The organism is Acinetobacter sp. CAU_H_78 (genome assembly GCF_058599365.1).
Genome location: NZ_CM178652.1, coordinates 127384 through 150156 on the forward strand (window position 1 = coordinate 127384; position 22773 = coordinate 150156).

23 protein-coding genes and 2 tRNA genes are annotated in these 22773 nt (G+C 43.5%); 11 read left to right on the forward strand and 14 right to left on the reverse strand.

What is annotated here, in order from left to right:
• Positions 1–5: 5 nt before the first annotated feature.
• The 8 genes from glmU to AC4MCD_RS00600 form a co-directional block, all read right to left on the reverse strand.
• Entirely contained in the window at positions 6–1370 is a 1365-nt protein-coding gene (gene glmU / locus AC4MCD_RS00565; protein ID WP_491876387.1) for a bifunctional UDP-N-acetylglucosamine diphosphorylase/glucosamine-1-phosphate N-acetyltransferase GlmU, read from the reverse strand.
• A gap of 20 nt (positions 1371–1390) precedes the next feature.
• A complete protein-coding gene (locus AC4MCD_RS00570; protein WP_180014450.1) occupies positions 1391–1867 on the reverse strand; it encodes a phosphatidylglycerophosphatase A family protein in 477 nt (158 codons plus the stop codon).
• A gap of 22 nt (positions 1868–1889) precedes the next feature.
• The gene (gene thiL, locus AC4MCD_RS00575; protein WP_491876388.1) at positions 1890–2807 is read right to left on the reverse strand and encodes a thiamine-phosphate kinase; all 918 of its coding nucleotides are present in this window, start codon (positions 2805–2807) and stop codon (positions 1890–1892) included.
• Positions 2808–2824: 17 nt separating this feature from the next.
• On the reverse strand, positions 2825–3274 hold the full coding sequence (nusB, locus tag AC4MCD_RS00580) for a transcription antitermination factor NusB (protein WP_005233270.1): 450 nt from the start codon (positions 3272–3274) through the stop codon (positions 2825–2827).
• 4 nt (positions 3275–3278) lie between these two features.
• Positions 3279–3749, reverse strand: a complete 471-nt coding sequence (ribH, locus tag AC4MCD_RS00585; RefSeq protein WP_004280926.1) for a 6,7-dimethyl-8-ribityllumazine synthase — start codon at positions 3747–3749, stop codon at positions 3279–3281.
• A gap of 11 nt (positions 3750–3760) precedes the next feature.
• Positions 3761–4882, reverse strand: coding sequence for a bifunctional 3,4-dihydroxy-2-butanone-4-phosphate synthase/GTP cyclohydrolase II (ribBA, locus tag AC4MCD_RS00590; protein WP_179992743.1), 1122 nt, complete (start codon positions 4880–4882; stop codon positions 3761–3763).
• Positions 4883–5296: 414 nt separating this feature from the next.
• Entirely contained in the window at positions 5297–6808 is a 1512-nt protein-coding gene (gene exaC / locus AC4MCD_RS00595; protein WP_166135102.1) for an acetaldehyde dehydrogenase ExaC, read from the reverse strand.
• A gap of 336 nt (positions 6809–7144) precedes the next feature.
• Positions 7145–8113 carry an alpha/beta hydrolase gene (locus AC4MCD_RS00600; RefSeq protein ID WP_419365042.1) on the reverse strand — a complete coding sequence of 323 codons (969 nt, stop codon included), beginning with the start codon at positions 8111–8113 and terminating at the stop codon, positions 7145–7147.
• Between the two features lie 519 nt (positions 8114–8632).
• On the opposite strand from AC4MCD_RS00600, the gene AC4MCD_RS00605 reads away from it, so the two are divergent.
• Together AC4MCD_RS00605 and AC4MCD_RS00610 are read left to right on the forward strand one after the other, a co-directional pair.
• On the forward strand, positions 8633–9223 hold the full coding sequence (locus tag AC4MCD_RS00605; protein WP_180131447.1) for an LOG family protein: 591 nt from the start codon (positions 8633–8635) through the stop codon (positions 9221–9223).
• Positions 9220–9621, forward strand: coding sequence for an NUDIX hydrolase (locus AC4MCD_RS00610; RefSeq protein ID WP_034170792.1), 402 nt, complete (start codon positions 9220–9222; stop codon positions 9619–9621). Before AC4MCD_RS00605 ends, AC4MCD_RS00610 begins: the two co-directional genes overlap by 4 nt.
• A 342-nt stretch (positions 9622–9963) precedes the next feature.
• Here the strand turns inward: AC4MCD_RS00610 and AC4MCD_RS00615 are convergent.
• Positions 9964–10039: transfer RNA gene (locus AC4MCD_RS00615), tRNA-Gly, on the reverse strand.
• Between the two features lie 45 nt (positions 10040–10084).
• Positions 10085–10160: transfer RNA gene (locus AC4MCD_RS00620), tRNA-Gly, on the reverse strand.
• A 230-nt stretch (positions 10161–10390) separates the two neighbouring features.
• On the opposite strand from AC4MCD_RS00620, the gene AC4MCD_RS00625 reads away from it, so the two are divergent.
• The 5 genes from AC4MCD_RS00625 to AC4MCD_RS00645 all read left to right on the forward strand — a co-directional run bounded on the left by AC4MCD_RS00625 (position 10391) and on the right by AC4MCD_RS00645 (position 13192).
• A complete protein-coding gene (locus tag AC4MCD_RS00625; protein ID WP_419375109.1) occupies positions 10391–10699 on the forward strand; it encodes a BolA family protein in 309 nt (102 codons plus the stop codon).
• Positions 10700–10708: 9 nt separating this feature from the next.
• Positions 10709–11101: a SirB2 family protein gene (locus AC4MCD_RS00630; protein WP_491876389.1), complete on the forward strand. Its 393-nt coding sequence runs from the start codon at positions 10709–10711 to the stop codon at positions 11099–11101.
• A gap of 61 nt (positions 11102–11162) precedes the next feature.
• Positions 11163–11999 (forward strand): ParA family protein, encoded by an 837-nt coding sequence (locus tag AC4MCD_RS00635; RefSeq protein ID WP_491876390.1) that lies wholly within the window; start codon positions 11163–11165, stop codon positions 11997–11999.
• Positions 12000–12012: 13 nt separating this feature from the next.
• Positions 12013–12405, forward strand: a complete 393-nt coding sequence (locus tag AC4MCD_RS00640) for a hypothetical protein (RefSeq protein ID WP_034704676.1) — start codon at positions 12013–12015, stop codon at positions 12403–12405.
• A gap of 193 nt (positions 12406–12598) precedes the next feature.
• The gene (locus AC4MCD_RS00645; RefSeq protein WP_419375110.1) at positions 12599–13192 is read left to right on the forward strand and encodes a threonine transporter RhtB; all 594 of its coding nucleotides are present in this window, start codon (positions 12599–12601) and stop codon (positions 13190–13192) included.
• Positions 13193–13217: 25 nt separating this feature from the next.
• On the opposite strand, the gene AC4MCD_RS00650 is transcribed toward AC4MCD_RS00645, so the two are convergent.
• A complete protein-coding gene (locus AC4MCD_RS00650; protein WP_034704672.1) occupies positions 13218–13856 on the reverse strand; it encodes a DedA family protein in 639 nt (212 codons plus the stop codon).
• Positions 13857–14337: 481 nt separating this feature from the next.
• On the opposite strand from AC4MCD_RS00650, the gene guaA reads away from it, so the two are divergent.
• Positions 14338–15906, forward strand: a complete 1569-nt coding sequence (gene guaA / locus AC4MCD_RS00655) for a glutamine-hydrolyzing GMP synthase (protein WP_005233328.1) — start codon at positions 14338–14340, stop codon at positions 15904–15906.
• A 69-nt stretch (positions 15907–15975) separates the two neighbouring features.
• On the opposite strand, the gene AC4MCD_RS00660 is transcribed toward guaA, so the two are convergent.
• Together AC4MCD_RS00660 and AC4MCD_RS00665 are read right to left on the reverse strand one after the other, a co-directional pair.
• The gene (locus tag AC4MCD_RS00660) at positions 15976–17199 is read right to left on the reverse strand and encodes a GGDEF domain-containing protein (protein ID WP_491876391.1); all 1224 of its coding nucleotides are present in this window, start codon (positions 17197–17199) and stop codon (positions 15976–15978) included.
• Positions 17200–17358: 159 nt separating this feature from the next.
• Entirely contained in the window at positions 17359–18711 is a 1353-nt protein-coding gene (locus AC4MCD_RS00665) for a GGDEF domain-containing protein (protein WP_419375112.1), read from the reverse strand.
• Between the two features lie 495 nt (positions 18712–19206).
• Between AC4MCD_RS00665 and AC4MCD_RS00670 the strand changes: the two genes are divergently transcribed.
• The 3 genes from AC4MCD_RS00670 (at position 19207) to AC4MCD_RS00680 (ending at position 21358) form a co-directional block, all read left to right on the forward strand.
• A complete protein-coding gene (locus AC4MCD_RS00670; protein ID WP_491876824.1) occupies positions 19207–20154 on the forward strand; it encodes a pirin family protein in 948 nt (315 codons plus the stop codon).
• Between the two features lie 34 nt (positions 20155–20188).
• Positions 20189–20587: an OsmC family protein gene (locus tag AC4MCD_RS00675; protein WP_180011591.1), complete on the forward strand. Its 399-nt coding sequence runs from the start codon at positions 20189–20191 to the stop codon at positions 20585–20587.
• A gap of 120 nt (positions 20588–20707) precedes the next feature.
• Positions 20708–21358: a glutathione S-transferase gene (locus AC4MCD_RS00680; protein WP_491876392.1), complete on the forward strand. Its 651-nt coding sequence runs from the start codon at positions 20708–20710 to the stop codon at positions 21356–21358.
• 52 nt (positions 21359–21410) lie between these two features.
• On the opposite strand, the gene phoR is transcribed toward AC4MCD_RS00680, so the two are convergent.
• Complete coding sequence (phoR, locus tag AC4MCD_RS00685) at positions 21411–22769, reverse strand: phosphate regulon sensor histidine kinase PhoR (RefSeq protein WP_419375114.1); 1359 nt, start codon at positions 22767–22769, stop codon at positions 21411–21413.
• Between the last annotated feature and the right edge of the window lie 4 nt (positions 22770–22773).

Consider the following 22773-nt stretch of genomic DNA (forward strand, 5'->3'; position numbering starts at 1 on the left):
TCCTCTTATTTCTTGATTTTTTGCGGACGCTGATAGTTTTCTTTGGCAAATTGCTTGGAACGTTCTACCGCTAAACTGTTCTCTGCCACATCACGGGTAATTGTTGAACCCGCTCCCACTGTCGCGCCATTACCGATCTGGACTGGTGCAACCAGAGAGCTGTTAGAACCAATAAAAGCATGATCCCCAATGATAGTCTTAAATTTGTTGGCACCGTCATAGTTGCAGGTAATCGTCCCTGCACCAATATTGGAACCGCTACCGACTTCAGCATCACCTAAGTAAGTGAAATGATTCGCCTTAGAACCTAGACCAATACTAGAATTTTTCACTTCAACAAAGTTACCAATATGGACTTCAGCTGCCAGTTTTGCCCCTGGCCGCAAGCGTGCAAATGGACCAATCTGTGCTTCTTCACCCACAATTGCCTGATCAAAGATGCTATATGGCTGAACTTTAGTACCCGCAGCAATCTTGGTATTTTTAATTACGCAGCCTGCACCGATTTCAACATTATCACCGAGTTCGCAATCACCTTCGATAATGACATTGATATCGATCCGCACATCTTTACCAACAGTGAGTTGACCACGTAAGTCAAAACGGCTTGGGTCAATCAGATGTACACCTTGCTGCATCAGCTGTTTAGCCTGATAAGCCTGGAACTGACGCTCTAAAGCAGCCAGTTGCACACGGTCATTGACGCCTTCCACTTCAAAAGCCAACGCAGGTTCTACAGATGCAACACTCATACCATCTGCCAGTGCCATTGCCACGATATCGGTCAGGTAATATTCACCTTGTGCATTGTCATTGCTTAAACGTGGTAGCCATTCATGTAATTTGGCATTGCTGACTGCATAAATACCGGTATTAATTTCTTTAATTTGACGCTGTTCTTCAGTCGCATCTTTATGCTCAACAATAGCTTGAATCTGACCATCTTTACGCACAATACGACCATAACCACTGGCATCAGCAAGCGTTAATGTCACTAGGCCAATGCCTTGCTCTTGAGTAGCATCGAGCAGATTCTGAAGCGTCTGCTGGCTAATACAAGGGACATCACCCGACAGGATTAGTGAAATACCATCTTTAGGCAAAACAGGTAGTGTCATTTGTACGGCATGACCGGTACCAAGCTGTTCAGCCTGTTCTACCCACTGGATATCCTGGTCTGCAAATGCGGAATGAACTTGCTCACCGCCATGACCATAAATAGTAATAATATTGTCTGCATTGAGTTTTTTTGCTGTGTCGACCACATGACCGAGTAAAGGTCGTCCTGCAAGCGGTTGTAATACTTTCGGTAAGTTGGAACGCATACGGGTTCCTTTACCTGCAGCAAGAATAATCACAGTCGTAGACATGTTCTAATCCTAGATATGGCTTAAGCCATCGTAAAGTAAAAATAAATCCAAATACAAAGTGCTGCCCAGAGGCCAGCGATAATGTCATCCAGCATGATGCCAAAACCACCACCAACCTGACGGTCAATGACCCGAATCGGCCAGGGTTTCCAGACATCAAATAAACGGAACAGGGCAAAACCAATGAGTAGCCATAACCAGTTCATCTGGGCTAAATAGATCAGTGGTAAAAAGGTGATGGATTGTCCTGCAAACTCATCCCAGACAATGCGTCCATCATCATGTACACCCATGACCTTGGCAGTTTGGCCACAGATATATATGCCAATCAGGGACATGATGACAATGGCAAAAAGACTATTTACAAAACCTAAGTAGAGCCAGATGGGTACAAATAAAAGTGCAAAAGCTGAACCAAAAGTTCCGGGCGCTTTAGGTGCCAGACCAGAACCAAATCCTACCCCACTAAAGACAATGAGCCGGTTGGTCCATGACATGCTTTTAAAATTGATCGCAGGTTTATGCAAAATGTTGATACCCGTTAAATTGAAGTAAATGATCTACGCCATTTTTTTCAAAAGTTAAACCGTGTTGCTGCTGAATGGAGCCAATTATATTAATCGAAACATCCAGCTGTTTTTGCAATAATTTTTCATAATTTTGCGGGCTTATTGTAAAGCATAACTCGTAGTCATCACCACCCGCGAGTGCATATTGCCAACGCTGTTCATCACTTACTGCCTGCAGGGCAGGACTGATCGGCAATTTTTCAAGCGTTAGCTTTGCACCTACACCTGATGCCTTAAGAATATGCCCTAAGTCTTGTGCCAAGCCATCCGAGACATCAATCATACTGTTGGCTAGGCCTTTTAAGGCAGTACCCAACTGACAGCGTGGGGTTGGATAATCCAAACGTTTCTGTAATGGGTGACCGAGATGATTTAAGGCGAAAGCTGCATCACCCACTGTACCGGATACACAAATCAGATCATCAGGCTTGGCACCTGAACGTGGCACAGCTTGTCCTGTATCTACCCAACCAAGGGCAGTCACAGATAAGGTCAAATGAGGGCTTTGGGTGGTATCACCACCAATTAAACTCACACCAAATTGATCGCAGCAATCATAGAGACCCTGACTAAAGGCTTTTAGCCAGTCATGATCAATTTGGGGTAGGCTCAAGGCAAGTAAAATACTATGCGGGGTCGCGCCCATCGCAGCAATATCAGAAAGATTAACAGCGACAGATTTCCAGCCAATCGCATGAGGATCGGTGTCTAAAGGAAAATGACGTCCAGCAACGAGGGTGTCGGCACAGATGACTAGTTGTTGCTGTGGAGGAGGGGTGAGCAAGGCTGAGTCATCGCCAACGCCTAAATCAACAGAATTTTTATTCTGACGATTAAAATAGGTATCGATAATCGAAAACTCAGCCATACAACAATTCGACTAGACTAGTTGGCTTGCTGTTTTTCTGCTGCACGTAAAGTTGTCGCTAAACGGTCCAATACACCATTGATGTATTTATGGCTGTCTGCACCGCCAAAGTGTTTAGCTAACTCAATTGCTTCATCCAGAACCACGCGGTATGGAATCTCAAGGTGTTCTTTGAGTTCATAAGCGCCTAGGCGAAGTGTAGCGAGTTCTACACCATCAAGTGCAGAAAGTTCGCGATCCAGCACAGGGATAAGCAAAGCATCCAATGCTTCATGATTGGCAACCACTTGAGTCAACAATTCATGATAATAGCTGAGATCCACTTTGTGCATGGCATTATCTACACGAGTACGTGCTTCAATCTCATGCACCGGATTGTGGCTCATCTGCCATTCATAAATTCCTTGTACAGCAAAGCGACGTGCTTTACGTTTTGCTGCATAAGTTGCTTGAAGTGTTTGCGACATAGCGTTAAATAGCCTTTAACAAGTTAACCATTTCAATAGCAGTCAAGGCAGCTTCACTACCTTTATTTCCTGCTTTTGTACCCGAGCGTTCAATCGCCTGTTCGATACTATCCGTAGTCAATACACCATTAATCACTGGTAAGCCAGTGTCCAGGCCAACCACGCCCAAACCTTTGGCACATTCACCAGCTACAAAATCGAAGTGAGGCGTGCTGCCACGAATCACAGCGCCCAGCGCGATGATGGCATCGAAACGATCTGAAGCTGCCAGTTTTTTCGCAACCACAGGAAGTTCCCAAGCACCAGGTGCATGAACAACAGTGATATTATCCTCTGATACGCCATGGCGTTTCAATGTATCAATGGCACCTTCTAACAGATGTTCAACAACAAAGCTATTAAAACGACCAACTAAAATCGCATAACGGTCTTCGTTCGCGAGATGCAACATACCTTCAATACGGCGAACTGCCATAGGAACCTCGATTATTTCTCTGATGTTTGTTGTGCGGTGATGTATTCCACCACTTCTAAGTTAAAGCCGGACAGGGCATTGAAACGTAATGGAGAGCTAAGCAGCTTCATTTTTTCCACGCCGAGGTCACGTAAAATTTGTGCGCCCACACCAATGGTCTGATACTGCTGGGAAAGTGCAGCATTGGATTTTACATTTTTTGGTGCGGTAAGTGCATCTAGGGCAGGGCCTAAGTCCTGTAAATGACGCTGGCCAATCCAGACCAGAACACCACGATCACTGTTTGAAATTTCTTTTAAGGCACGGTCCAGATTCCAAGCCGGTTCACCATCTTGCTTGTTCAGCTTTAATAGATCACGTGTCGGATTAAAGCCATGCACACGTACAGTCGTCACGCCATCTTTAGGCTGACCTTTTACCAGTGCTAAATGAATGTCCGGGTTGCCAATTTCACGGTAACGATAGAGATCAAACACACCGTATTCAGTATCTATGGTTTGCTGATCAATACGCTCAACCGTTTGCTCATTGGTCATACGGTAATGGATCAGATCAGCAATAGTCCCGATTTTCAGGCCATGTTTTTCTGCGAAAATTTCAAGATCTGGACGACGTGCCATAGTGCCGTCTTCTTTAATGATCTCGCATATTACAGATGCAGGTTCCAGACCCGCAAGACGAGACAGGTCACAACCGGCTTCAGTATGACCAGCACGGTGCAATACGCCACCTGGCTGTGCCATTAATGGGAAGATATGTCCTGGCTGTACAATGTCACTTGGTTTGGCATGCGCAGCCACCGCAGTTTGAATGGTATGCGCACGTTCAGCTGCAGAAATACCGGTAGTAATGCCGTTGGCTGCTTCAATTGAAAGGGTGAAGTTGGTTCCGTGCTGAGCACCGTTGGCATCCACCATCAAAGGTAGATTTAACTGCTGGCAACGTTCTTTGCTTAAAGTCAGGCAAACCAGACCACGCGCATGGGTGATCATAAAGTTGATGTCTTCAGGACGCACGTGGGTCGCAGCAATCACCAGATCGCCTTCATTCTCACGGTCTTCGTCATCCATCAGGATAACCATTTTTCCTGCACGGATATCTGCTACAAGCTCTTCAACTGTATTGAGCGGCATCAACCTTCACCTTCTTTTTTGATCTATACCAGACCGAATCATGACATTATTACTGCATAGTCTAACGCTTTTTAAGCAATTTTGCCTATGCTTATTGCTTTCCCTCAGGGGTTCATTGTTATACACAGTCTTGCGTAGCATGAAAAGTCGACTTTAAATGAAAGCACAGGCTTTATGCTGGATTTTTAAACGATCAGAAAGCATAAAAAATAACAAACTTATTTAAAATCAACATAACTATAAATAATCTATTATTTTTTATGCAGTTTTATTGATTAGTTTAATACAGCCCCTAAAAATACGTATACCTCCCCCCATTCTTCCTTTTATGAATTTTTTACCAATCAGTTTAAAATTCTGTTTGAAATAATAAATGAATCAGGCGGACCGAAGTCCACCCGAATTTAGATCAGTTTAGAAGAAGCCTGCTGGTTTGGTTGAATAACTCACTAACAGGTTTTTGGTTTGCTGATAATGATCCAGCATCATGCGATGGTTTTCACGGCCAATCCCGGATTTTTTATATCCCCCAAAGGCTGCATGAGCAGGGTAGATATGATAGCAGTTGGTCCAGACCCGACCGGCCTGAATCGCACGACCCGCGCGGTAAGAGGTGTGTGCTGAACGTGACCAGACACCGGCACCGAGTCCATAAATGGTATCATTGGCAATCTTGATGGCTTCATCAAAGTCTTTGAACGTGGTCACTGCCAGTACCGGTCCAAAAATTTCCTCCTGAAAGGTGCGCATGTCATTGGAACCTTTAAAAATCGTTGGCTCGATATAAAAACCTTGTCCCACTTCCTGACGCTCATTACCGCCTAACAATATCTCCGCACCTTCTTCACGGCCCGTTGCAATACAGCCGAGAATCTTGTCCTGCTGTTCCTGAGAAGCTTGAGCACCGATCATAGTCTCGGTATCCAGCGGATGGCCGGTCTTGATCTTTTTCACTCGCTCTACTGCGAGTTCCAAGAATTGGTCGGCAATACTTTCCTGAATCAGCGCACGTGATGGACAAGTACAGATTTCACCCTGATTCAGGGCAAACATGGTAAAGCCTTCTAGAGCTTTTTCCAGGAAGTCATCTTTCTGATCCATGATGTCGGCAAAGAACAAGTTTGGTGATTTACCTCCAAGTTCTAAAGTCACAGGAATAATATTTTCAGTCGCATACTGCATAATCAACTGACCCACAGCGGTAGAACCGGTAAAGGCAATCTTGGCAATGCGTGGATTAGTCGCCAGTGGACGGCCGACTTCAACGCCGTAGCCATTCACGATGTTTAATACGCCTTCAGGCAACAGATCTTGGATTAACTCAACCAGCACCAAAATACTCACCGGTGTCTGTTCAGCGGGTTTCAGCACAATACAGTTTCCGGCTGCAAGGGCAGGTGCCAGTTTCCAGGCAGCCATCAGAATCGGGAAGTTCCACGGGATAATCTGACCCACGACGCCCAATGGCTCATGAAAATGGTAGGCAATGGTGTCTTCATCAATTTCCGAGATGCCGCCTTCCTGGGCGCGAATGCAGCCGGCAAAATAACGAAAATGGTCAATGGCTAAAGGAATATCCGCTGCCAAAGTTTCACGGATCGGCTTACCGTTATCCCAAGTCTCTGCGACTGCCAGCAGTTCAAGATTTTCCTCAAGTCGGTCGGCAATTTTTAATAAAATATTGGAACGGGTAGTAGGGGAGCTGTTATTCCATTGCTGTTTGGCGGCATGAGCCGCATCGAGCGCCAGTTCAATATCTTCCACTGATGAGCGCGGAACTTTGGTAAAGGCTTTACCATCTACGGGCGAGACATTATCAAAATATTCACCTTTGACTGGTGGAACCCATTTGCCGCCAATGAAGTTTTCGTATTGGGATTTAAATTGCACTTTTGAACCGTCAGTATTGGGATCTGCATAACGCATAATTCTATTCCTTAATATGATTATTATTGATGAATGCCGAATCACTTCTGTCCTGCAAAAGCCCTCAGATTCAACATCTCAGCTCTACTATAGAGAGGGAAAAAAATCGCAGGATAGATACTTACAAGCTTGCTACAAAAGGCAACATTTGGATAAAAATAGAATTAATTATCTTTATAGATTTCAATATCTTATTTTTATCATGAAATGATTTTAATATGTGAAAAGCATTACTGATCAGCTTGATATTTTTATTTCATATCCAAGAAAAATAGGTAAATAAAATCATTGGAAAATAAGATAGGCAGAGCTTGCTACCTATCTTATTCATCTGGCTTATAGGGCTTTATTTTCCAGCCATTGAAATAGCTGCTGATAGACCTGCTCACGAACCGGTTTTTCTGAAAGAACCAGATCATGTACCCCATTTTGAATCGAACAGAGTTTCACATCGCCCTGAATTTTTTGCGCATGTTCAATCATGTCATGTACCTGAAGAATCACATCACTGGTTTGAGCATTACGGTTAAAACGTAAGGGATAAGTGGTTTTATGGGCATGCATCAGCAAAGTCGGAATATTTAAACGTACACCTTGATGAATTTCTTTTTGTGCTTCGTGAATGGCATGTACAAAACTCAGACGCACCCAGTGATAGCTGGGTTTTTTCCATTCCAGATCAAAATGCCATTCCCCCTGATAGCTGATATGCAGACTTGGCACATAATGACGGTTTAAGCGGCTAGGAAATAGCATTTCCGGAAAACGTTTTCCCAGACGGCTTAATTTAGGCACCAGAAATTTTTTCTCAAAAGGCGTCATATTAAAGTCATAAAAAGGACTATTGAGCCATAAGCCTTTAATTAAGGGATGATCCGGATGGTGTGCTGCATACAGGGTAGTAATCAGTCCGCCAGTAGAATGGCCACTGAGTAAAACCGTATCATGGCCTTCCTGTCCAATAATTTCAAGAGCCTGGCTGATTTCTGCATCATATTCTGATAGATGATAGACATTATAAAGTTTCTGATGTGACAAATAGGATCGGCCATATTTACGTAAATCCAGTGCATAAAAATCAAAACCTTGCTGATTAAAACGCTCTGCCATTTCAGTCTGGAAAAAATAATCAATAAAGCCGTGAATATAGAGGATAGCTTTAGAGGTGGGCTGGTCTGCCTTTTTGCGGACTAAAGTGGCAACTACTGTACCTTCAGTATCTGGCGGGAATTCTAAAGTGGCCTGTTCATAACCTTCACCCAGAATGTCAGGTTGATATTCAAGGCTGGAAAGCGGATGGGACATATTGTTCTACTCATGATTATTTTTATTCGCTTATCCTTGTGGATTGGCTTGCATTTGTCAAATCCTGCTGTCTGACCCATTCGAGATCAGTAGCACCATGCAGAGAATAGCCAAATATAAAATTTCAGGTCATTGGCAGCCTGATTGACTAAATAAAAAAATAATAAAAAACCCCGGCATCCTGCCGGGGTTTTTCGTATTGGTTAGCTCGGTATAACTCCTGTCGTACCTTACAATCCTTGTGCTTATCTATTGTCATTGTTATATGGAACTTCCTGTTCCTGATGTAAGTATCATAGGAAAATTCCACTATTGGGGATAGCCGTAAAGAACCGGAATTGATGTAAGTCAATGCGTACAAGTCTGACTAAAAATTATCCGTATTTTTCTGTAGAAGTGAAAGTTTATTCTGAATCATGCGCTTCGATAAACTAGCCGATTATGGCTATTTTGCTTGTTTTTAAGACAAATTTTTTATTTTAATGCCGTTAGAATACACTGATCGATGAGGGGATAAAAATGAAATCTATTGCAGTCTTTTGTGGTTCAGCTATGGGGAATAGCGAAAATTTTAAAGAGCAGGCCCAAGCTTTGGGTGAGTCTATTGCGAAACGGGGAATCACGCTGGTTTATGGGGGTGGCCGAGCTGGACTGATGGGCGTTGTGGCTGATAGTGCCTTACATGCTGGTGGAACGGTCATTGGAGTGATTCCGCAAAATCTGGTCGATGCAGAATTGGCTCATCCGCTGTTAACAGAGCTGCATGTAGTAAAAAATATGCATGAACGTAAAACAAAAATGTCTGATCTGGCGGATGCATTTATTGCCTTGCCGGGTGGGGTGGGAACTTTAGAAGAAATTTTTGAGCAGTTGACCTGGGGGCAGTTGGGCCTTCATCAGAAACCTTGTGCATTTTTAAATATCCACGGATTTTATGATGAATTGCTGAATTTTTTGATGAAAACGACTGAGGCTGGATTTACCCAGTCACGTTTTACCGATGCCTTGATCTCCTCAAGTTCAATTGAGGAAGTACTGGATGCTGTGGAGCATTATCATGCGCCTGAACCGAAATGGAATAAAAGCGTAAAGGCAGTAGAATCAGTATGAGTAATAAAGTGATTACGATTGCTGCGGCTATCATTCTCAATGAACAGAATCAGATTTTGTTGGTTCGTAAAAAAGATACCGATTTCTTTATGCATGTGGGCGGAAAGCTGGAACCCAATGAATTGCCTGAAGCTGCACTTTCTAGGGAAGTTCTGGAAGAAACAGGCTGTGAGATGGAAATACTGTCTTATATTGGCAAATATGAAACCGTGGCTGCGAACGAATTGAATCATTCGCTGGTCAGTTATTTGTATCAGGTTAAGTTAAAAAGTCAGCCACAGGTTCAGGCTGAACTTGCGGAAATGCAATGGGTTGATCTTAATCATCCAGACTTGCCTTTAGCCCCTTTAACTCGGGATATTTCAATTCCATGGTGTAAGCAACTATTGGGAATCTAATGGGATCTCAAAAAATTTTAATCTATAGATATGAAATTTAACCAGATTGTCATATTAGAGCGTTAATATTGATGTTTACAAAAGCCCATTTCCCCTCAAATGGGCTTTTTTTATGGTTTTTTATCATTAATTGCTTGGATGAATTAGATGCTTAAACCTGTATGAAGTGCAATCCTTTTAGCAGGAGTTCCCTAAAAAGATAAATCGAACCAGAGTTCTAGAGATTCAAGATTTAAAGAAAATTTTCTTAATTTGAGAAAAAAGCAGGGTTAGTCAGAATATTTAGTCATTGAGAACGACAATAAAAAAAGCCCCAATCTTTCGATCAGGGCTTTTTGAATCTGGAGCGGGAAACGAGACTCGAACTCGCGACCCCAACCTTGGCAAGGTTGTGCTCTACCAACTGAGCTATTCCCGCAGGGTCGATCGATTTTTTACTTTAAAAAATGAACAAAAAAGAATTTGGAGCGGGAAACGAGACTCGAACTCGCGACCCCAACCTTGGCAAGGTTGTGCTCTACCAACTGAGCTATTCCCGCATGCCGTGTATAATACAGCATGCAAAAACAGGGTCAATAACTTTATGAAAAATCTTGTGTCGATTGCATAAAATAAAAGCAATACTCTCTGTGCTTCCAGACAATTAGACAAAATTTATGCAAAATTTAATGAAATCTCGGCACAATCAAATAATTGCAGACATTTCTTGCACCGAAATAGCGGATAGAACAGGGTATACTGGACCCATATCTTGAATCGGAGTCAGGCCATGAGCTTAGAACAACAACTGAAAGACCGTTTGGCACAATTGTCACCTACCTATCTGGAAGTCGTGAATGAATCTTCGGGTCATGGTGGATATTTTCCGGGTAAGGAATCGCATTTTAAGGCGGTGATTGTCAGTGAAGCCTTTGCTGGCCTGCGTGCGGTACAACGCCATCAAAAGGTCTATGCTGCGGCAGGTGATTTGCTGTCTAAAGCTAAAATTCATGCCTTGGCAATTCATGCTTTCTTGCCTGAAGAGTGGACAGGACAGGATACGTCTAGTCCGGAATGTGCACATGCACCAAAAAACTAAGAGGACTTTATGGATACCCAGCTTTTAGTCAAGATTATTCATATGTCTGCGGCAGGACTGGCCATTGTGGCCATTCTTGCGCGTGCTATTACCCTGTTTATGGGTACACAGGGCAATCAACCGAATCCAAAAGCACGTGTATTTCTGGTCGCTTTGCAGCACCTGATTATTAGCGTGATTGCCTTAACTGGGATTATTGCCCTGTTTTTAAAGAATTTTGATGTACAGCCTTGGTTTTATGCCAAAATCATTTTATTCCTGGTGCTGATTTCATCCCTGGGCAAAGCCTATAAAAAAGATGATTCAATCCTGCTGGTACAACGCCGTGCTGGCTTATTTATTGCTGTGGTTTCACTTATTGCGATTATGGTATTGGTCATGATCAAGCCGAATTTTGGCTAAATTATTCATCAGTCAATGAACTCAAACATACTGATCATTAGAAAAATAAAGAGGGGTGTTTATGCATACTCGTGTGGTATTTAACCAGAAAGGTGGGGTGGGGAAGTCAAGTATTGCAGTCAATCTGGCTGCAATCAGTGCGCATCAAGGGTTTAAAACTCTGTTAATTGATCTTGATCCGCAGGCAAACTCCAGCCAGTATTTACTAGGAGATGATGCAACTTATTCGAGTGACAAGCCGGCGCTGGAGCCGAATATTGAAAACTATTTTGAAGATGTATTGGGGAACCAGCAGAGCAAAAGCTTAATTGGTAATGCGATTGGCTCCATTCTCAAGACCCGGGCTAAAGGGCTGGAAAGTTATCTGCATCAATCACCTTTTAAAAATCTGGATGTCATTCCGGCAAGTCCGAGTTTGGGCACATTAGCCCATGCACTGGAATCAAAACATAAGATTTATAAGCTGCGCGATGCCTTGCAGCCGCTTTCTGAGCATTATGATCGGGTGTTTATTGATACTCCGCCGGCATTTAATTTCTTTACACTTTCAGCCCTGATTGCTGCAGACCGTGTCCTGATTCCATTTGACTGTGATGTGTTTTCTAAACGGGCCTTACAAACTCTGATTGAGAATGTCATCGAAACTCAGGACGATCATAATGAGCGTCTGGAAATTGAAGGCATCGTGGTCAACCAGTTTCAGGCTCAGGCAAAACTGCCGCGAGAAGTGGTACAGCAACTGAAAGATGAAGGTCTTCCGGTGCTAAATAGCATGTTGCCGCCGTCGGTGCTGATGAAAGAGTCACATCAAAAAAATCAGCCATTAATTCACTTGGCAACTGATCATAAATTGACTCAGGCCTATCAATCATTGTTCAATGAGATAGAGCAGCATTAAGATCGAGTTAACTATGAAACTTGTGAAAATAAGTCTGGCAATCAGCATACTTAGCTTGCTGAGTGCCTGTGCAACGACGGTCAAACCGACCTATGTTTCACCGACCCATTATCAAACCCTCAACTGTCAGCAGCTTCAGGGTGAATACAACCGTATTCAGCAGTATCTTGATAATGGTGTTGAGCCGCCTAAACGTACAGGTGTCGGCGTAGGGGTAGGCGTCGGTGGTGGCTGGGGCAGCCGCGGCGGCTGGGGCATTGGTCCGAGTGTATCAGTGAATATGGGACAATCTTCCAATACCAAGCGCACTGAAACGGCACGTCTACTGGGTGAACAGGAAGCTATTGTACAAGCTGCAAAATTTAAAGCTTGCCCAATTGTGATCCGTCAAAACACCAATAAATAGCCCTCTAAACATCAAAAAAATGCTGACTTTAAGTCGGCATTTTTTCTATCTTAAAAGTGATTGGTCAAGTGACAGAATTCACAGTATTTGCCAGAAAAATGACCGATGCGCATAAAATTTTGAAAGATCTCGTCTTGTGATCAGAACACGAGATTGGTTAAGGTAATCACCTTGTCTGATATGTTTAACCACCATGATTGAAAACTGGCTCTTTGTTTTTGCAACAATAGCAGTGCTGATGATCCCTGGACCTGCCAATGCATTGGTGGCCAGTTCTGCCTATCAGCAGGGAACAGCCAAAACCAGTCTGTATATTCCCGTCATTCTGGTGGGGTATTTATATGCGATCAATGGGTGGGCTCTGCTGGTTCATCTGTTTTCACCAATCTGGCCGAGTTTTCAGGAACTGGTGCATGTGCTGAGTGCAATCGGTGTGGGCTGGATGACCTTCCATTTATTCAAGGCGCGGCAACTGGAACAATATAATCAGAGTCATCCTCAGATCCGTCCCTGGCAGATGTTTAAGGAAACCCTAAAAAATCCCAAAGCAGCGCTTCTGGCGACCGGAATCTTGCCGCTCTCCACTTGGGAAAGTCCGAATAACTTTGTTCTGGTCTTTGCGATTTTTATTGGGATTGCCTTGCTGGTTGCGTTGTTCTGGATGATCTTCGGACAAGCGATTCTGGCGGGAGAGTCGGCAAAAAGAAAAGCCGACCTGATTTATAAAGGGTCGACTCTGTTTTTACTGCTTTGTCTGGTGCCCTTGTTGATTAATTGGCTGGAATAAATTTTCAATCAATAATTCTAGGCTTTCAGGCGATTTTATTTTTCTTGAGTTTCTGCTGAATAAAGCCAATCACACCTGGCATGACACTTAAAATAATGATGCCGAAAATCAGATGAGTGAAGTTGTCTTTGACGATTGGCATGTTGCCAAACAGATAACCCAGGATCACAAATGAACTGATCCAGAGAAAGCCGCCGATCATATTGTAGGTCAGGAAATATTTATAATTCATACTTCCCGCACCGGCAACAAAAGGTGCAAAGGTACGTGCAAAAGGAATGAAACGGGCAAAAATAATGGTTTTGCCGCCGTGTTTGACAAAGAACTGCTGGGTAGCCAGCAAATGTTTTTTATTAATAAAACGTGATTCAATTTCAAATACACGTGGCCCAATGTATTTACCAATATGATAATTCAAGGTGTCGCCCAGCACTGCCGCAGTGAACAGTAGTGGAATCAGTACCCATGGATCCATAGCACCCGTTGAAGCCGCCAGCGCACCTGAAGCAAATAGCAAACTGTCTCCCGGCAGGAACGGCATCACCACCAGTCCCGTTTCAACAAAAATAATCAGGAAAAGAATGCCATAAATCCAGATGCCGTAATTGGTAATGAATTCGAGCAGGTGATCATCAACGTGGAGGATAAAATCAAGCAGTTCCATAGGGAAAAAACAAGCGAAAAGGTGATCAAATCCTAACAGTCTGGGGCATGAAAGTCAGTACCGAAAAGGAAAATAATTGCCCGCTCATCCCTGAGGGGTGAATTAAAAATTTATCTTACAAATTGGCGATGAATTCCTATAAAACAGGCTTAGCATGAAAATGTCATTAAAATAAAAATCAAAAGGTGGCTCCCATGTTTACCCCTAAACGCTATCCCAGTGAAGACCGTGATAGAGATAGATGAAATAAACTTTCAATAGCTACTTAACTTGCCGATCTTAAAATGGTTGAAATCCAAATAGCGTAAATATATTGAATTCTGGGGAGAGAAGGGAAGACTCTTCTGCTGAATCGAAAGCGTTATTCCATCTAAAAAATAAACTGCTTAATTATTATGCTGATGGGAATAGTGTGCTTAAGCCTAATAAAAATGCTAGAATACGGCGCTTATCTTTCGTTTGCCTTTCATAGTTGTTTGTCATGACTACCAATACTCAAATTACTGAAGATCGTATCCTGATTCTGGATTTCGGTTCTCAATATAGTCAGCTCATCGCACGTCGTGTCCGTGAAGCTGGTGTATATTCTGAAATGTATGCCTATGACATGTCTGAAGAAGACATTCGCGCATTTAATCCAAACGGTATCATCTTGTCTGGTGGACCTGAAAGTGTTCACCTGGAAGGCAGCCCGCGTGCGCCGCAAGTGGTATTTGAGTTAGGTGTACCTGTACTGGGTATCTGTTATGGCTTGCAAACCATGTGTGAACAGCTTGGCGGTAAAGTTGAGCCAGGTACTGTACATGAGTTCGGTTATGCAGAAGTGGATATCGTGGTACGTGACCAGCTGATTGGTCAGCTGCAAGACCGTGAAAACCAGCTGCATGTCTGGATGAGTCATGGTGACAAGGTTGCACGTATTCCAGAAGGCTTCCAGGTGACTGCAAGCACACCAAGCTGCCCGATTGCCATGGTGTCTGATGAAACTCGCCGTTTCTATGGAATCCAGTTCCACCCTGAAGTGACACATACTTCGAAAGGTGCAGAATTACTGTCTAACTTCGTACACCAGATTTGTGGTTGTCGTGGTCTGTGGACACCAGAACATATTATTGACCTGCGTGTAGAACAGCTTCGTGAACAGATTGGCAATGAAAAAGTATTGTTAGGTCTTTCAGGTGGTGTGGATTCATCAGTTGTGGCTGCGCTTCTACACAAAGCAATTGGCGATCAGTTGACTTGTGTATTTGTAGACAACGGTCTGCTTCGTTTGAACGAAGGCGATCAAGTAATGCAGATGTTTGCAGACAACATGGGGATTCGCGTGATCCGTGCTGATGCTGAAGACCGTTTCCTTTCTGCATTGGCTGGTGAAGTTGATCCAGAGAAAAAACGTAAAATCATCGGTCGTGAATTCATCGAAGTTTTTGCTGAAGAAGCACGTAAGCTCGATGGCGTAACCTTCCTTGCACAAGGTACGATTTATCCAGACGTGATTGAATCTGCTGCCAGTAAACAAGGCAAGGCACATGTCATCAAGTCGCACCATAACGTAGGTGGCTTGCCAGAAGACTTGGCATTTGACCTGGTTGAACCATTGCGTGACCTGTTTAAAGATGAAGTACGTAAATTGGGTACAACTCTAGGCTTGCCACACAGCATGATTTATCGTCATCCGTTCCCAGGCCCAGGCCTTGGTGTTCGTATTCTGGGTGAAGTGAAAAAAGAATATGCAGATATTCTTCGTCTTGCTGATGACATCTTCATGCAAGAGCTTCGCGCAAGCGGTTGGTACGACAAAACTGCTCAAGCCTTTGCCGTATTCCAACCAGTGAAATCTGTGGGTGTGGTCGGTGATGGCCGTCGTTATGCATGGGTGATCGCACTTCGTGCAGTTGAAACCATCGACTTCATGACAGCTCGATTTGCACATCTCCCATATGACTTGGTTGACCGTATTTCTACACGTATCATGAACGAAATTGCTGAAGTTTCTCGTGTGGTGTATGACGTTTCATCTAAGCCACCAGCAACAATTGAATGGGAGTAATTTTCTAACGAAAATTACCTATAAAAAAGAGCGCTTAGGCGCTCTTTTTTATTATTTTTCAAATGACATTTAAGCCGGTTTAACCTGCCAGTTTTGAAGTTCTCCAAGCAAACCTTGGTCAAGTTCAGGATCATAACACTCGACTCGGTTCCGACCATTGGCTTTAGCCTGATACAGGGCAATATCAGCCTGTTTAATCAGCGCCATTAAATCCGTTTCACTACTTTCCAGAATGGCTGCACCAATTGAAACGGTGAAATCGAGACGATGCCCATGTTCCAGATTGACCATAATATTCTCGATTTTGTGTCTTAAACGCTCGGCAATTTTGAGTGCATCATCTAGTGAAGTTTCAGGCAGGCATGCGATAAATTCTTCACCCCCATACCGTGCCAGCACATCATGGCGTCGCATTTCATTGCGTGTAGTCTGTGCAATCATCTGCAATACCTGATCTCCAACATCATGCCCATAACGGTCATTGATCTGTTTAAAGTGATCGACATCAAAGACCAGCAAACTGATTGGAGCAGGCTGTTTGAGATTCTTTTGGATCAGCTGTTGCACCAGATATTCAAAACAGCGTCTATTATTCAGGCCTGTCAGCGAATCAGTATGGGCGAGATTTTCAAAGGTCTGACGATGATATTCATTCAGGGTATGTTGCAGGAATACTAAACGGGATTTTAGTGTAGAACTCCAGCTGATATATAAACTGAAGGTCAATACCGGCATATAGATCAGGGAAAACAAGAACATCTGATACAGATCAGCTTGGGTATTGAAATACACACCAATATAAATTACCAGTGTAATCAGACCAGAATTAATCAGGCTAGGCCAGAAGCGGATCTGCACACATAAATTGGCCAAGACAATAAAGACCAGTGAAGCATATTGATAAATGAGCGTATGCGGACTTTCAGACTGATTCAGATTAAAAAACCAGATCGCACTTGCCCCGATAATCGAGGTCGGCAACAGCAGGTCAAATATAGGCAAATTCCGGTAAAAATGATACATCCAGATGGTAATCAGCACGATCACCAAGGTATAGCCTAACTTGGTCAGAATGAGTAAATTCATAATGTCATTCAGTACCAGAATATCGGCAAGGGTGTAGGAGGCATATGCTACCTGTGCAAATAGATTCACCTGCAACAGGTATTTTAGGGTGAGCTGTTTCTGATGGTTAAAGTAGGCAGGTTTTAAAGACCCAGGAATACGAACAAGAGGATCTTGAAGGGCATCCTGAAGCAGGAGGCGAGCTTCTTCTTCATATTTATCTGGCATATCGCCTTCCCACATTAAATCCAAAGAAATGAATAAGATGAATATTTATATTTGTATGAAAAATATTCTATTCTTTTAGGGGTTATTTGAAAAGCATCACAAACAGATTTAGGCCTAATTCTTAAATTCTTGTCTAACAATCTTGGTTTTGCTATCAGCTTACAAAGCAGACCAAGACTGTTTCGCTTTATGATGAGCGCCAGACTGCTCCTGTTTATTCAAAGGTTTAAATACATTCCAGGGATTTGGAGAGAGCGGTTTAGTCGGTTGCAGCATATTAGGATGATAGACCCTAATCCGGTTTCTTCCCGCTTTCTTAGCTTCGTAAAGCGCAATATCTGCATGCTTAATCAGGTCTTCAAGTTCCTGTTGCGGAGATTCAAGTTCAGCAATACCAATAGAGATCGTGAACTGGATTTTCTGGTCGGGATTGATGTGCATCACCTGCTTTTGAATCGAACAGCGAATCCGTTCTGCAATCATCAGGCAGTCCTGTAGCTGGGTATCTTCCAGCAAGGCAATAAATTCTTCTCCACCAAAACGTGCCAGTACATCGCTAGAGCGCATTTCTTTACGGGTAATTTCAGCAATCAGTTGTAGCACCCGGTCACCCACATCATGACCATAGTTGTCATTGATTCTCTTGAAATAATCGACATCAAACATCAATAGACAGGTGCTGGCAGGCTTCGGCCATTGATGGATTGAACGTTCAGCCATATCCACAAAATGACGTCGGTTAAATAACTGCGTCAGATCATCAGTATGGGCAAGATTCTTTAAGGTTTGATAATTCCATTCATCCAGCAAAGTGCGTAGAAAAGAACGCCGTATGTTGATGATATTATTCCAGTTAATATAAATACTAAATGCCCAGAGAGGCGTGAACACAACGGTAAAAATAAAGGCCTGCGATAGACTCATGAGATGAGTCACTCCAATCATGATAAACAGGGCGATAAAAATAGAACAATACAGTGCACCCTTAAACTCGGTCTGTACACAGAGATTGGTAATTAAAACAAAGATCGCAGAGGCATAGATATAAGTTGACACATGCGGGCTACTCGACAGCAGGAGCAGGCCAATCCAGGTCGCTGCAGCCACAGTCGTGCCCACAGGCAAAATCATGTCCAGAACCCGGATATTCTTTTGATGCTTAAACAGGTAATAGCAGCAAAACATGACAGCAATGACCAGTGATACCCGGATCAGGCCAGACAGGAAAAACATGTCAGGAATAATAAAAATATCGGCAAAGAAATACAGCAAAAAGGCGATCTGCGCCATGTAATTAATCTGGCGAAGATTTTGATGACGATGCACATAAAGATAATTATAAAAGTACTGCTGGAATTGCGCAGGAATAGGTGCAGCGCGATGTGCAAGCGCATCTTCAATTAACTGGCGATTTTGCAGATCACATTCGGCCAACTTTAATGATCTATCCGTGGTCGAGTTTTGAAAAGACATATTCGCCGTTGAATATATATTTTCATTCGAGGATGACATGTCCTGATCCAATCTTATTTTTATTGGGTCCTATTATGGACCAAATGAGTAAAAAACAATCTCCCTAGAATCAGGGGGTAGCACGATTTTTAAAAAGAAAACGTAACAAAATTTTTGTTTTGTGAACATAAAACTAGACGGATCACATTTTTATAGATTGCTGATTTTAAAAGTTTATATCAATAAAAATGAGCGTTTCACGTGAAACATGAGCATGATGAATAAGTTGATTTAAACGAGATAATGCTGGTTACTTGAATGATTATATGATTCATCACCAAGATCTTGATTACAGGATTTGAAAGACTGAAGCCTTTAAGTATTTGAACTGTTCTGATGAGTAGCACATTTTATACGTATCGAAATATTTCCAAAGATAGATTTTGCGGGTAGACGCGGTACATTGTTGTATGAGGTAGACATCTTGTGATGATCAGGGAAAGATGTCTTGATGCAGCATACAGCCAGAATGAACTTGCCGAGGTCAGCTCAACCATGTCGAATAATAATGATATTGAACTGTCAAATTCAGATGATTGTGAAAAGTATATCAATCAGTTCATACAGGAAGTTCCTTTACGGCGTGCAGAAATCGGGCAGGGAACTGTCATTAAACGCGCCTTGCCGAGTCGGCATAAACGCATGATTGGCGCCTGGTGTTTTCTGGATCATGCCGGTCCTACTCAGTTTCCTCAGGGAGATGGTCTGGATATCGGACCGCATCCGCATATTGGCCTGCAAACTTTTACCTGGATGATTGAAGGCACCATGATGCACAGTGACAGTCTGGGTAACCGGCAATTGATCCGGCCGAAACAGGTTAATCTGATGACTTCAGGCTATGGCATTTCGCATACAGAGGTTTCACCGGAAACTGAAACCAAGATGCATGCAGCACAGCTCTGGATCGCCCTGCCTGATGACAAGATCAATATGGCTCCCGCATTTGATCATTATCCGGAATTACCTGTGATCGAAGAACAAGGCATTCAATGTACGGTCCTGGTCGGGGAATTCCTAAATACACAATCCCCGGTTAAAGTGCATACCGAACTTTTGGGTGTGGATCTGTTTGCTGCTGAAAGTACCCGTGCCCATTTGAGTTTAGATCCAAGATTTGAATATGGCTTTATGGCCCTTGAGGGTCTGGCAAGTATTAATGGGCATGAACTGACCGAAGATAATATGGTGATTCTTGAGCCTGGATTACAGCATGTGGATGTTGAAATTCATGCGCGTGGACGAGTTTTGCTGATTGGTGGAGAGCCGTTTGAAAGCCTTATTTTATTGTGGTGGAATCTGGTTGGTCGTGATGTGGAAGAACTGAAGCTGGCCCGTGAACAGTGGATGATGGGGCACCCGCGTTTTGGCACCATTCCAAGCTATGATGGGCCGCGCATGGAAGCACCGGCATTTCCAGAACATATGCGTGTTTCTCGATAAATCTTTCATATAACTATAAGAACAAAGGATCAGTATGGCCCGTATCGCAATTGCCAAAATACAGAGCTTAACCATACCGTGGCAGGGAGAAATCAGTCATGGTCAACATCATTATCTGACCGATAAACCTGAATCCTTCGGCGGGCAGGATGCAGGTCCTGCACCTTATGATCTGCTTTTAGGCAGTCTGATCTCTTGCACCATGATTACGTTGCGCATGTATGCCAAGCATAAGGACATTGAACTGGGCGACTTTCAGGTTGAAGCAGAATTCTTTGCCAATAAAGAAGGACAGGAATGGATTGAACGACGCTTAAGTTTCGATATTACTCATGATTCGGCTTTGCAGCAGAAAATTCTGGAGATTTGTGCCAAAACCCCGGTGACCAAAACCCTGTTACGTAGTCTGGAGATCCGCACTAACCTGATTTAAGCTAAAAGAGGGTACGTTATATCCGGTAGGGAAAATGTAAGTAGACTGATAAACTCTTTAGTTAGAGCCAGACTTTTTGCTATGCTCACGCAGTAATAACAATAAAATCATGAGTCTAATATGCGTGTTTTACATCATCTCGAACAATCAAGATCATTTCGAATCATGTGGGCCTTGGAAGAGCTGGAACTTGATTATGAGATCAAGTATTACAAACGCCTGCCTAACTATTCTGCTCCGCCTGCTTTGAAACAGGTTCATCCTCTGGGTAAAGCCCCGGTTCTGGAAGATCAGAATCTGGTACTGGCTGAGTCTGCCGCCATTCTGGAGTATCTCCAAGAAACCTATGATTCGACCCATCAGTTTCAGCCGATCAGTGCCGAGAACAAGGCGCAATACCGCTACTGGATGCATTATGCAGAAGGGTCTTTGATGCCTTTACTGGTGATGCAACTGGTGATGACCAAAGTTCCTGAGCAAGTGCCATTTCTGGTACGTCCGGTTGCTAAAACAATTTGTGAAGGGGTGAAGAAGCAGTTTGTGCAAAGCCGTTTAAAAGACCATATCCAGTTTCTGGAAGATCATTTAAGCCAGCATGAATATTTTGCCGGTCGTTTCAGTTTTGCTGATATCCAGATGAGCTTTCCGCTTGAAGCCATGCAAAGCCGTACCGGTAAAAGCTATCCGGCGATTCAAGCCTATCTGGAACGGATCTCGCATCGAGCGGCTTATTTCCGGGCCTTATCCAAAGAGCAGGCATTAAAGTCTTAAAGCCTTCGCTAAAAAAGAAAAGGTGCGACTTGCACCTTTTTTTATTTTTGCATCAGTCTGGGAAACTGAGGCGTTCTTTAGGGAAAATCACCTTAAAGGTGGAGCCCTGATTTTCACGGGAATCAATTTCGAGCTGGGCCCGATGTTGCATCAGTACATGCTTCACAATCGCCAGTCCCAAACCTGTACCACCAGTACGGCGACTACGGTCAGAATCAACCCGGTAAAAACGTTCAGTCAAGCGAGGTAAGTGTTTAGGATCAATGCCAATTCCAGTATCTTCTACGACAAAATAGGCCGATTCACCATCATCATGCCAGCCCATGGTGACGGTTCCACCTTTAGGCGTGTACTTGATGGCATTGGTAATCAGGTTACTGAAGGCACTGGCAATTTCCATATCTGAGCCAATCAGGTCACAGTGACTGTCAATATCCAGATTTAGGGTATGGCCATAATCCACGTTATAGGCTTGCGCATCATCAAACAGCTGGTTCATCAGATTCGGCATATCAATAATCTGGTTCTTGGCAATATTCTTGTCATTTTCCAGACGGGATAGCAGCAACAGGTCATTCACCAGTGCATTCATGCGACGGGTCTGGGATTGCATCTGGTCAAAGGCGCGTTTCCAGCGTGGGCTAATATCTTCCTGATTGGTAAAGGTTTCGATATAGCCGCTGAGCACGGTCAAAGGTGTACGCAGCTCATGCGAAATATTATCGACAAAGTCCTTACGCATCTGTTCCAGATTATGCATCCGGGTCACATCATAGGCGACCAGTAAACGGCTTTCACCGCCAAAGCGGGTCATTTTAATCTGTACGTAATGATCTTCGAATATCGAAGACTTCATTTTAAGGCCATCGGGCGCATCATCAATATGATGATAGTAGTCAATAAAACTCGGTTGGCGGAGCAAACTCAGGATATTGCGGCTGCGATCTTCCTGACCAATCCCTAGTAACCGTTCTGCAGCCGGATTCCACCATTCAATCTGCTGGTTTTCATCAATCAGCACTACAGCTTCTTGTAGGGCGACTAGCGAGGATTGTGCACGGTCAATCAGCTCAACCATTTCAGCCTGAACGACACGTTCCTGACGCTGGGCGCGATAGACATTGAACAGTAAAGCGCCCCAGATCCCGTTAATATTTGGCGGTACATCATAGGGACGGTTCGAGATCCATTCATTGACCAGGTAGAGTGAACGCAACTGTGTGCCAAAGAAGGCAACAAAGGCCAGAACGATACAGATCCAGAAATAGCCAATGCCTAGGCCAATACAACTGGCAATCACTAGGAAGAGAAGAAGTAAACGCAAATCTTGCTTGGCAAAATCCCATAAGCTGCTGTAACGGAGTCTTTTGTGCTCGTGTGACAGTTCGGGAACAGGATAGGGCTCATACATAAAA

What these genes read in the sequence shown, in the direction of transcription:
- AC4MCD_RS00670 (WP_491876824.1), top strand. Translation starts at nt 19,207, where the DNA reads ATGTCGAATAATAATGATATTGAACTGTCAAATTCAGATGATTGTGAA.
- AC4MCD_RS00645 (WP_419375110.1), top strand. Translation starts at nt 12,599, where the DNA reads ATGATTGAAAACTGGCTCTTTGTTTTTGCAACAATAGCAGTGCTGATG.
- AC4MCD_RS00660 (WP_491876391.1), bottom strand. Translation starts at nt 17,199, where the DNA reads ATGCCAGATAAATATGAAGAAGAAGCTCGCCTCCTGCTTCAGGATGCC.
- ribH (WP_004280926.1), bottom strand. Translation starts at nt 3,749, where the DNA reads ATGGCAGTTCGCCGTATTGAAGGTATGTTGCATCTCGCGAACGAAGAC.
- AC4MCD_RS00600 (WP_419365042.1), bottom strand. Translation starts at nt 8,113, where the DNA reads ATGTCCCATCCGCTTTCCAGCCTTGAATATCAACCTGACATTCTGGGT.
- AC4MCD_RS00605 (WP_180131447.1), top strand. Translation starts at nt 8,633, where the DNA reads ATGAAATCTATTGCAGTCTTTTGTGGTTCAGCTATGGGGAATAGCGAA.
- AC4MCD_RS00635 (WP_491876390.1), top strand. Translation starts at nt 11,163, where the DNA reads ATGCATACTCGTGTGGTATTTAACCAGAAAGGTGGGGTGGGGAAGTCA.
- AC4MCD_RS00625 (WP_419375109.1), top strand. Translation starts at nt 10,391, where the DNA reads ATGAGCTTAGAACAACAACTGAAAGACCGTTTGGCACAATTGTCACCT.
- thiL (WP_491876388.1), bottom strand. Translation starts at nt 2,807, where the DNA reads ATGGCTGAGTTTTCGATTATCGATACCTATTTTAATCGTCAGAATAAA.
- ribBA (WP_179992743.1), bottom strand. Translation starts at nt 4,882, where the DNA reads ATGCCGCTCAATACAGTTGAAGAGCTTGTAGCAGATATCCGTGCAGGA.
- AC4MCD_RS00610 (WP_034170792.1), top strand. Translation starts at nt 9,220, where the DNA reads ATGAGTAATAAAGTGATTACGATTGCTGCGGCTATCATTCTCAATGAA.
- nusB (WP_005233270.1), bottom strand. Translation starts at nt 3,274, where the DNA reads ATGTCGCAAACACTTCAAGCAACTTATGCAGCAAAACGTAAAGCACGT.
- AC4MCD_RS00630 (WP_491876389.1), top strand. Translation starts at nt 10,709, where the DNA reads ATGGATACCCAGCTTTTAGTCAAGATTATTCATATGTCTGCGGCAGGA.
- AC4MCD_RS00640 (WP_034704676.1), top strand. Translation starts at nt 12,013, where the DNA reads ATGAAACTTGTGAAAATAAGTCTGGCAATCAGCATACTTAGCTTGCTG.
- AC4MCD_RS00680 (WP_491876392.1), top strand. Translation starts at nt 20,708, where the DNA reads ATGCGTGTTTTACATCATCTCGAACAATCAAGATCATTTCGAATCATG.
- AC4MCD_RS00665 (WP_419375112.1), bottom strand. Translation starts at nt 18,711, where the DNA reads ATGTCATCCTCGAATGAAAATATATATTCAACGGCGAATATGTCTTTT.
- guaA (WP_005233328.1), top strand. Translation starts at nt 14,338, where the DNA reads ATGACTACCAATACTCAAATTACTGAAGATCGTATCCTGATTCTGGAT.
- glmU (WP_491876387.1), bottom strand. Translation starts at nt 1,370, where the DNA reads ATGTCTACGACTGTGATTATTCTTGCTGCAGGTAAAGGAACCCGTATG.
- phoR (WP_419375114.1), bottom strand. Translation starts at nt 22,769, where the DNA reads ATGTATGAGCCCTATCCTGTTCCCGAACTGTCACACGAGCACAAAAGA.
- AC4MCD_RS00675 (WP_180011591.1), top strand. Translation starts at nt 20,189, where the DNA reads ATGGCCCGTATCGCAATTGCCAAAATACAGAGCTTAACCATACCGTGG.
- exaC (WP_166135102.1), bottom strand. Translation starts at nt 6,808, where the DNA reads ATGCGTTATGCAGATCCCAATACTGACGGTTCAAAAGTGCAATTTAAA.
- AC4MCD_RS00650 (WP_034704672.1), bottom strand. Translation starts at nt 13,856, where the DNA reads ATGGAACTGCTTGATTTTATCCTCCACGTTGATGATCACCTGCTCGAA.
- AC4MCD_RS00570 (WP_180014450.1), bottom strand. Translation starts at nt 1,867, where the DNA reads ATGTCATGGACCAACCGGCTCATTGTCTTTAGTGGGGTAGGATTTGGT.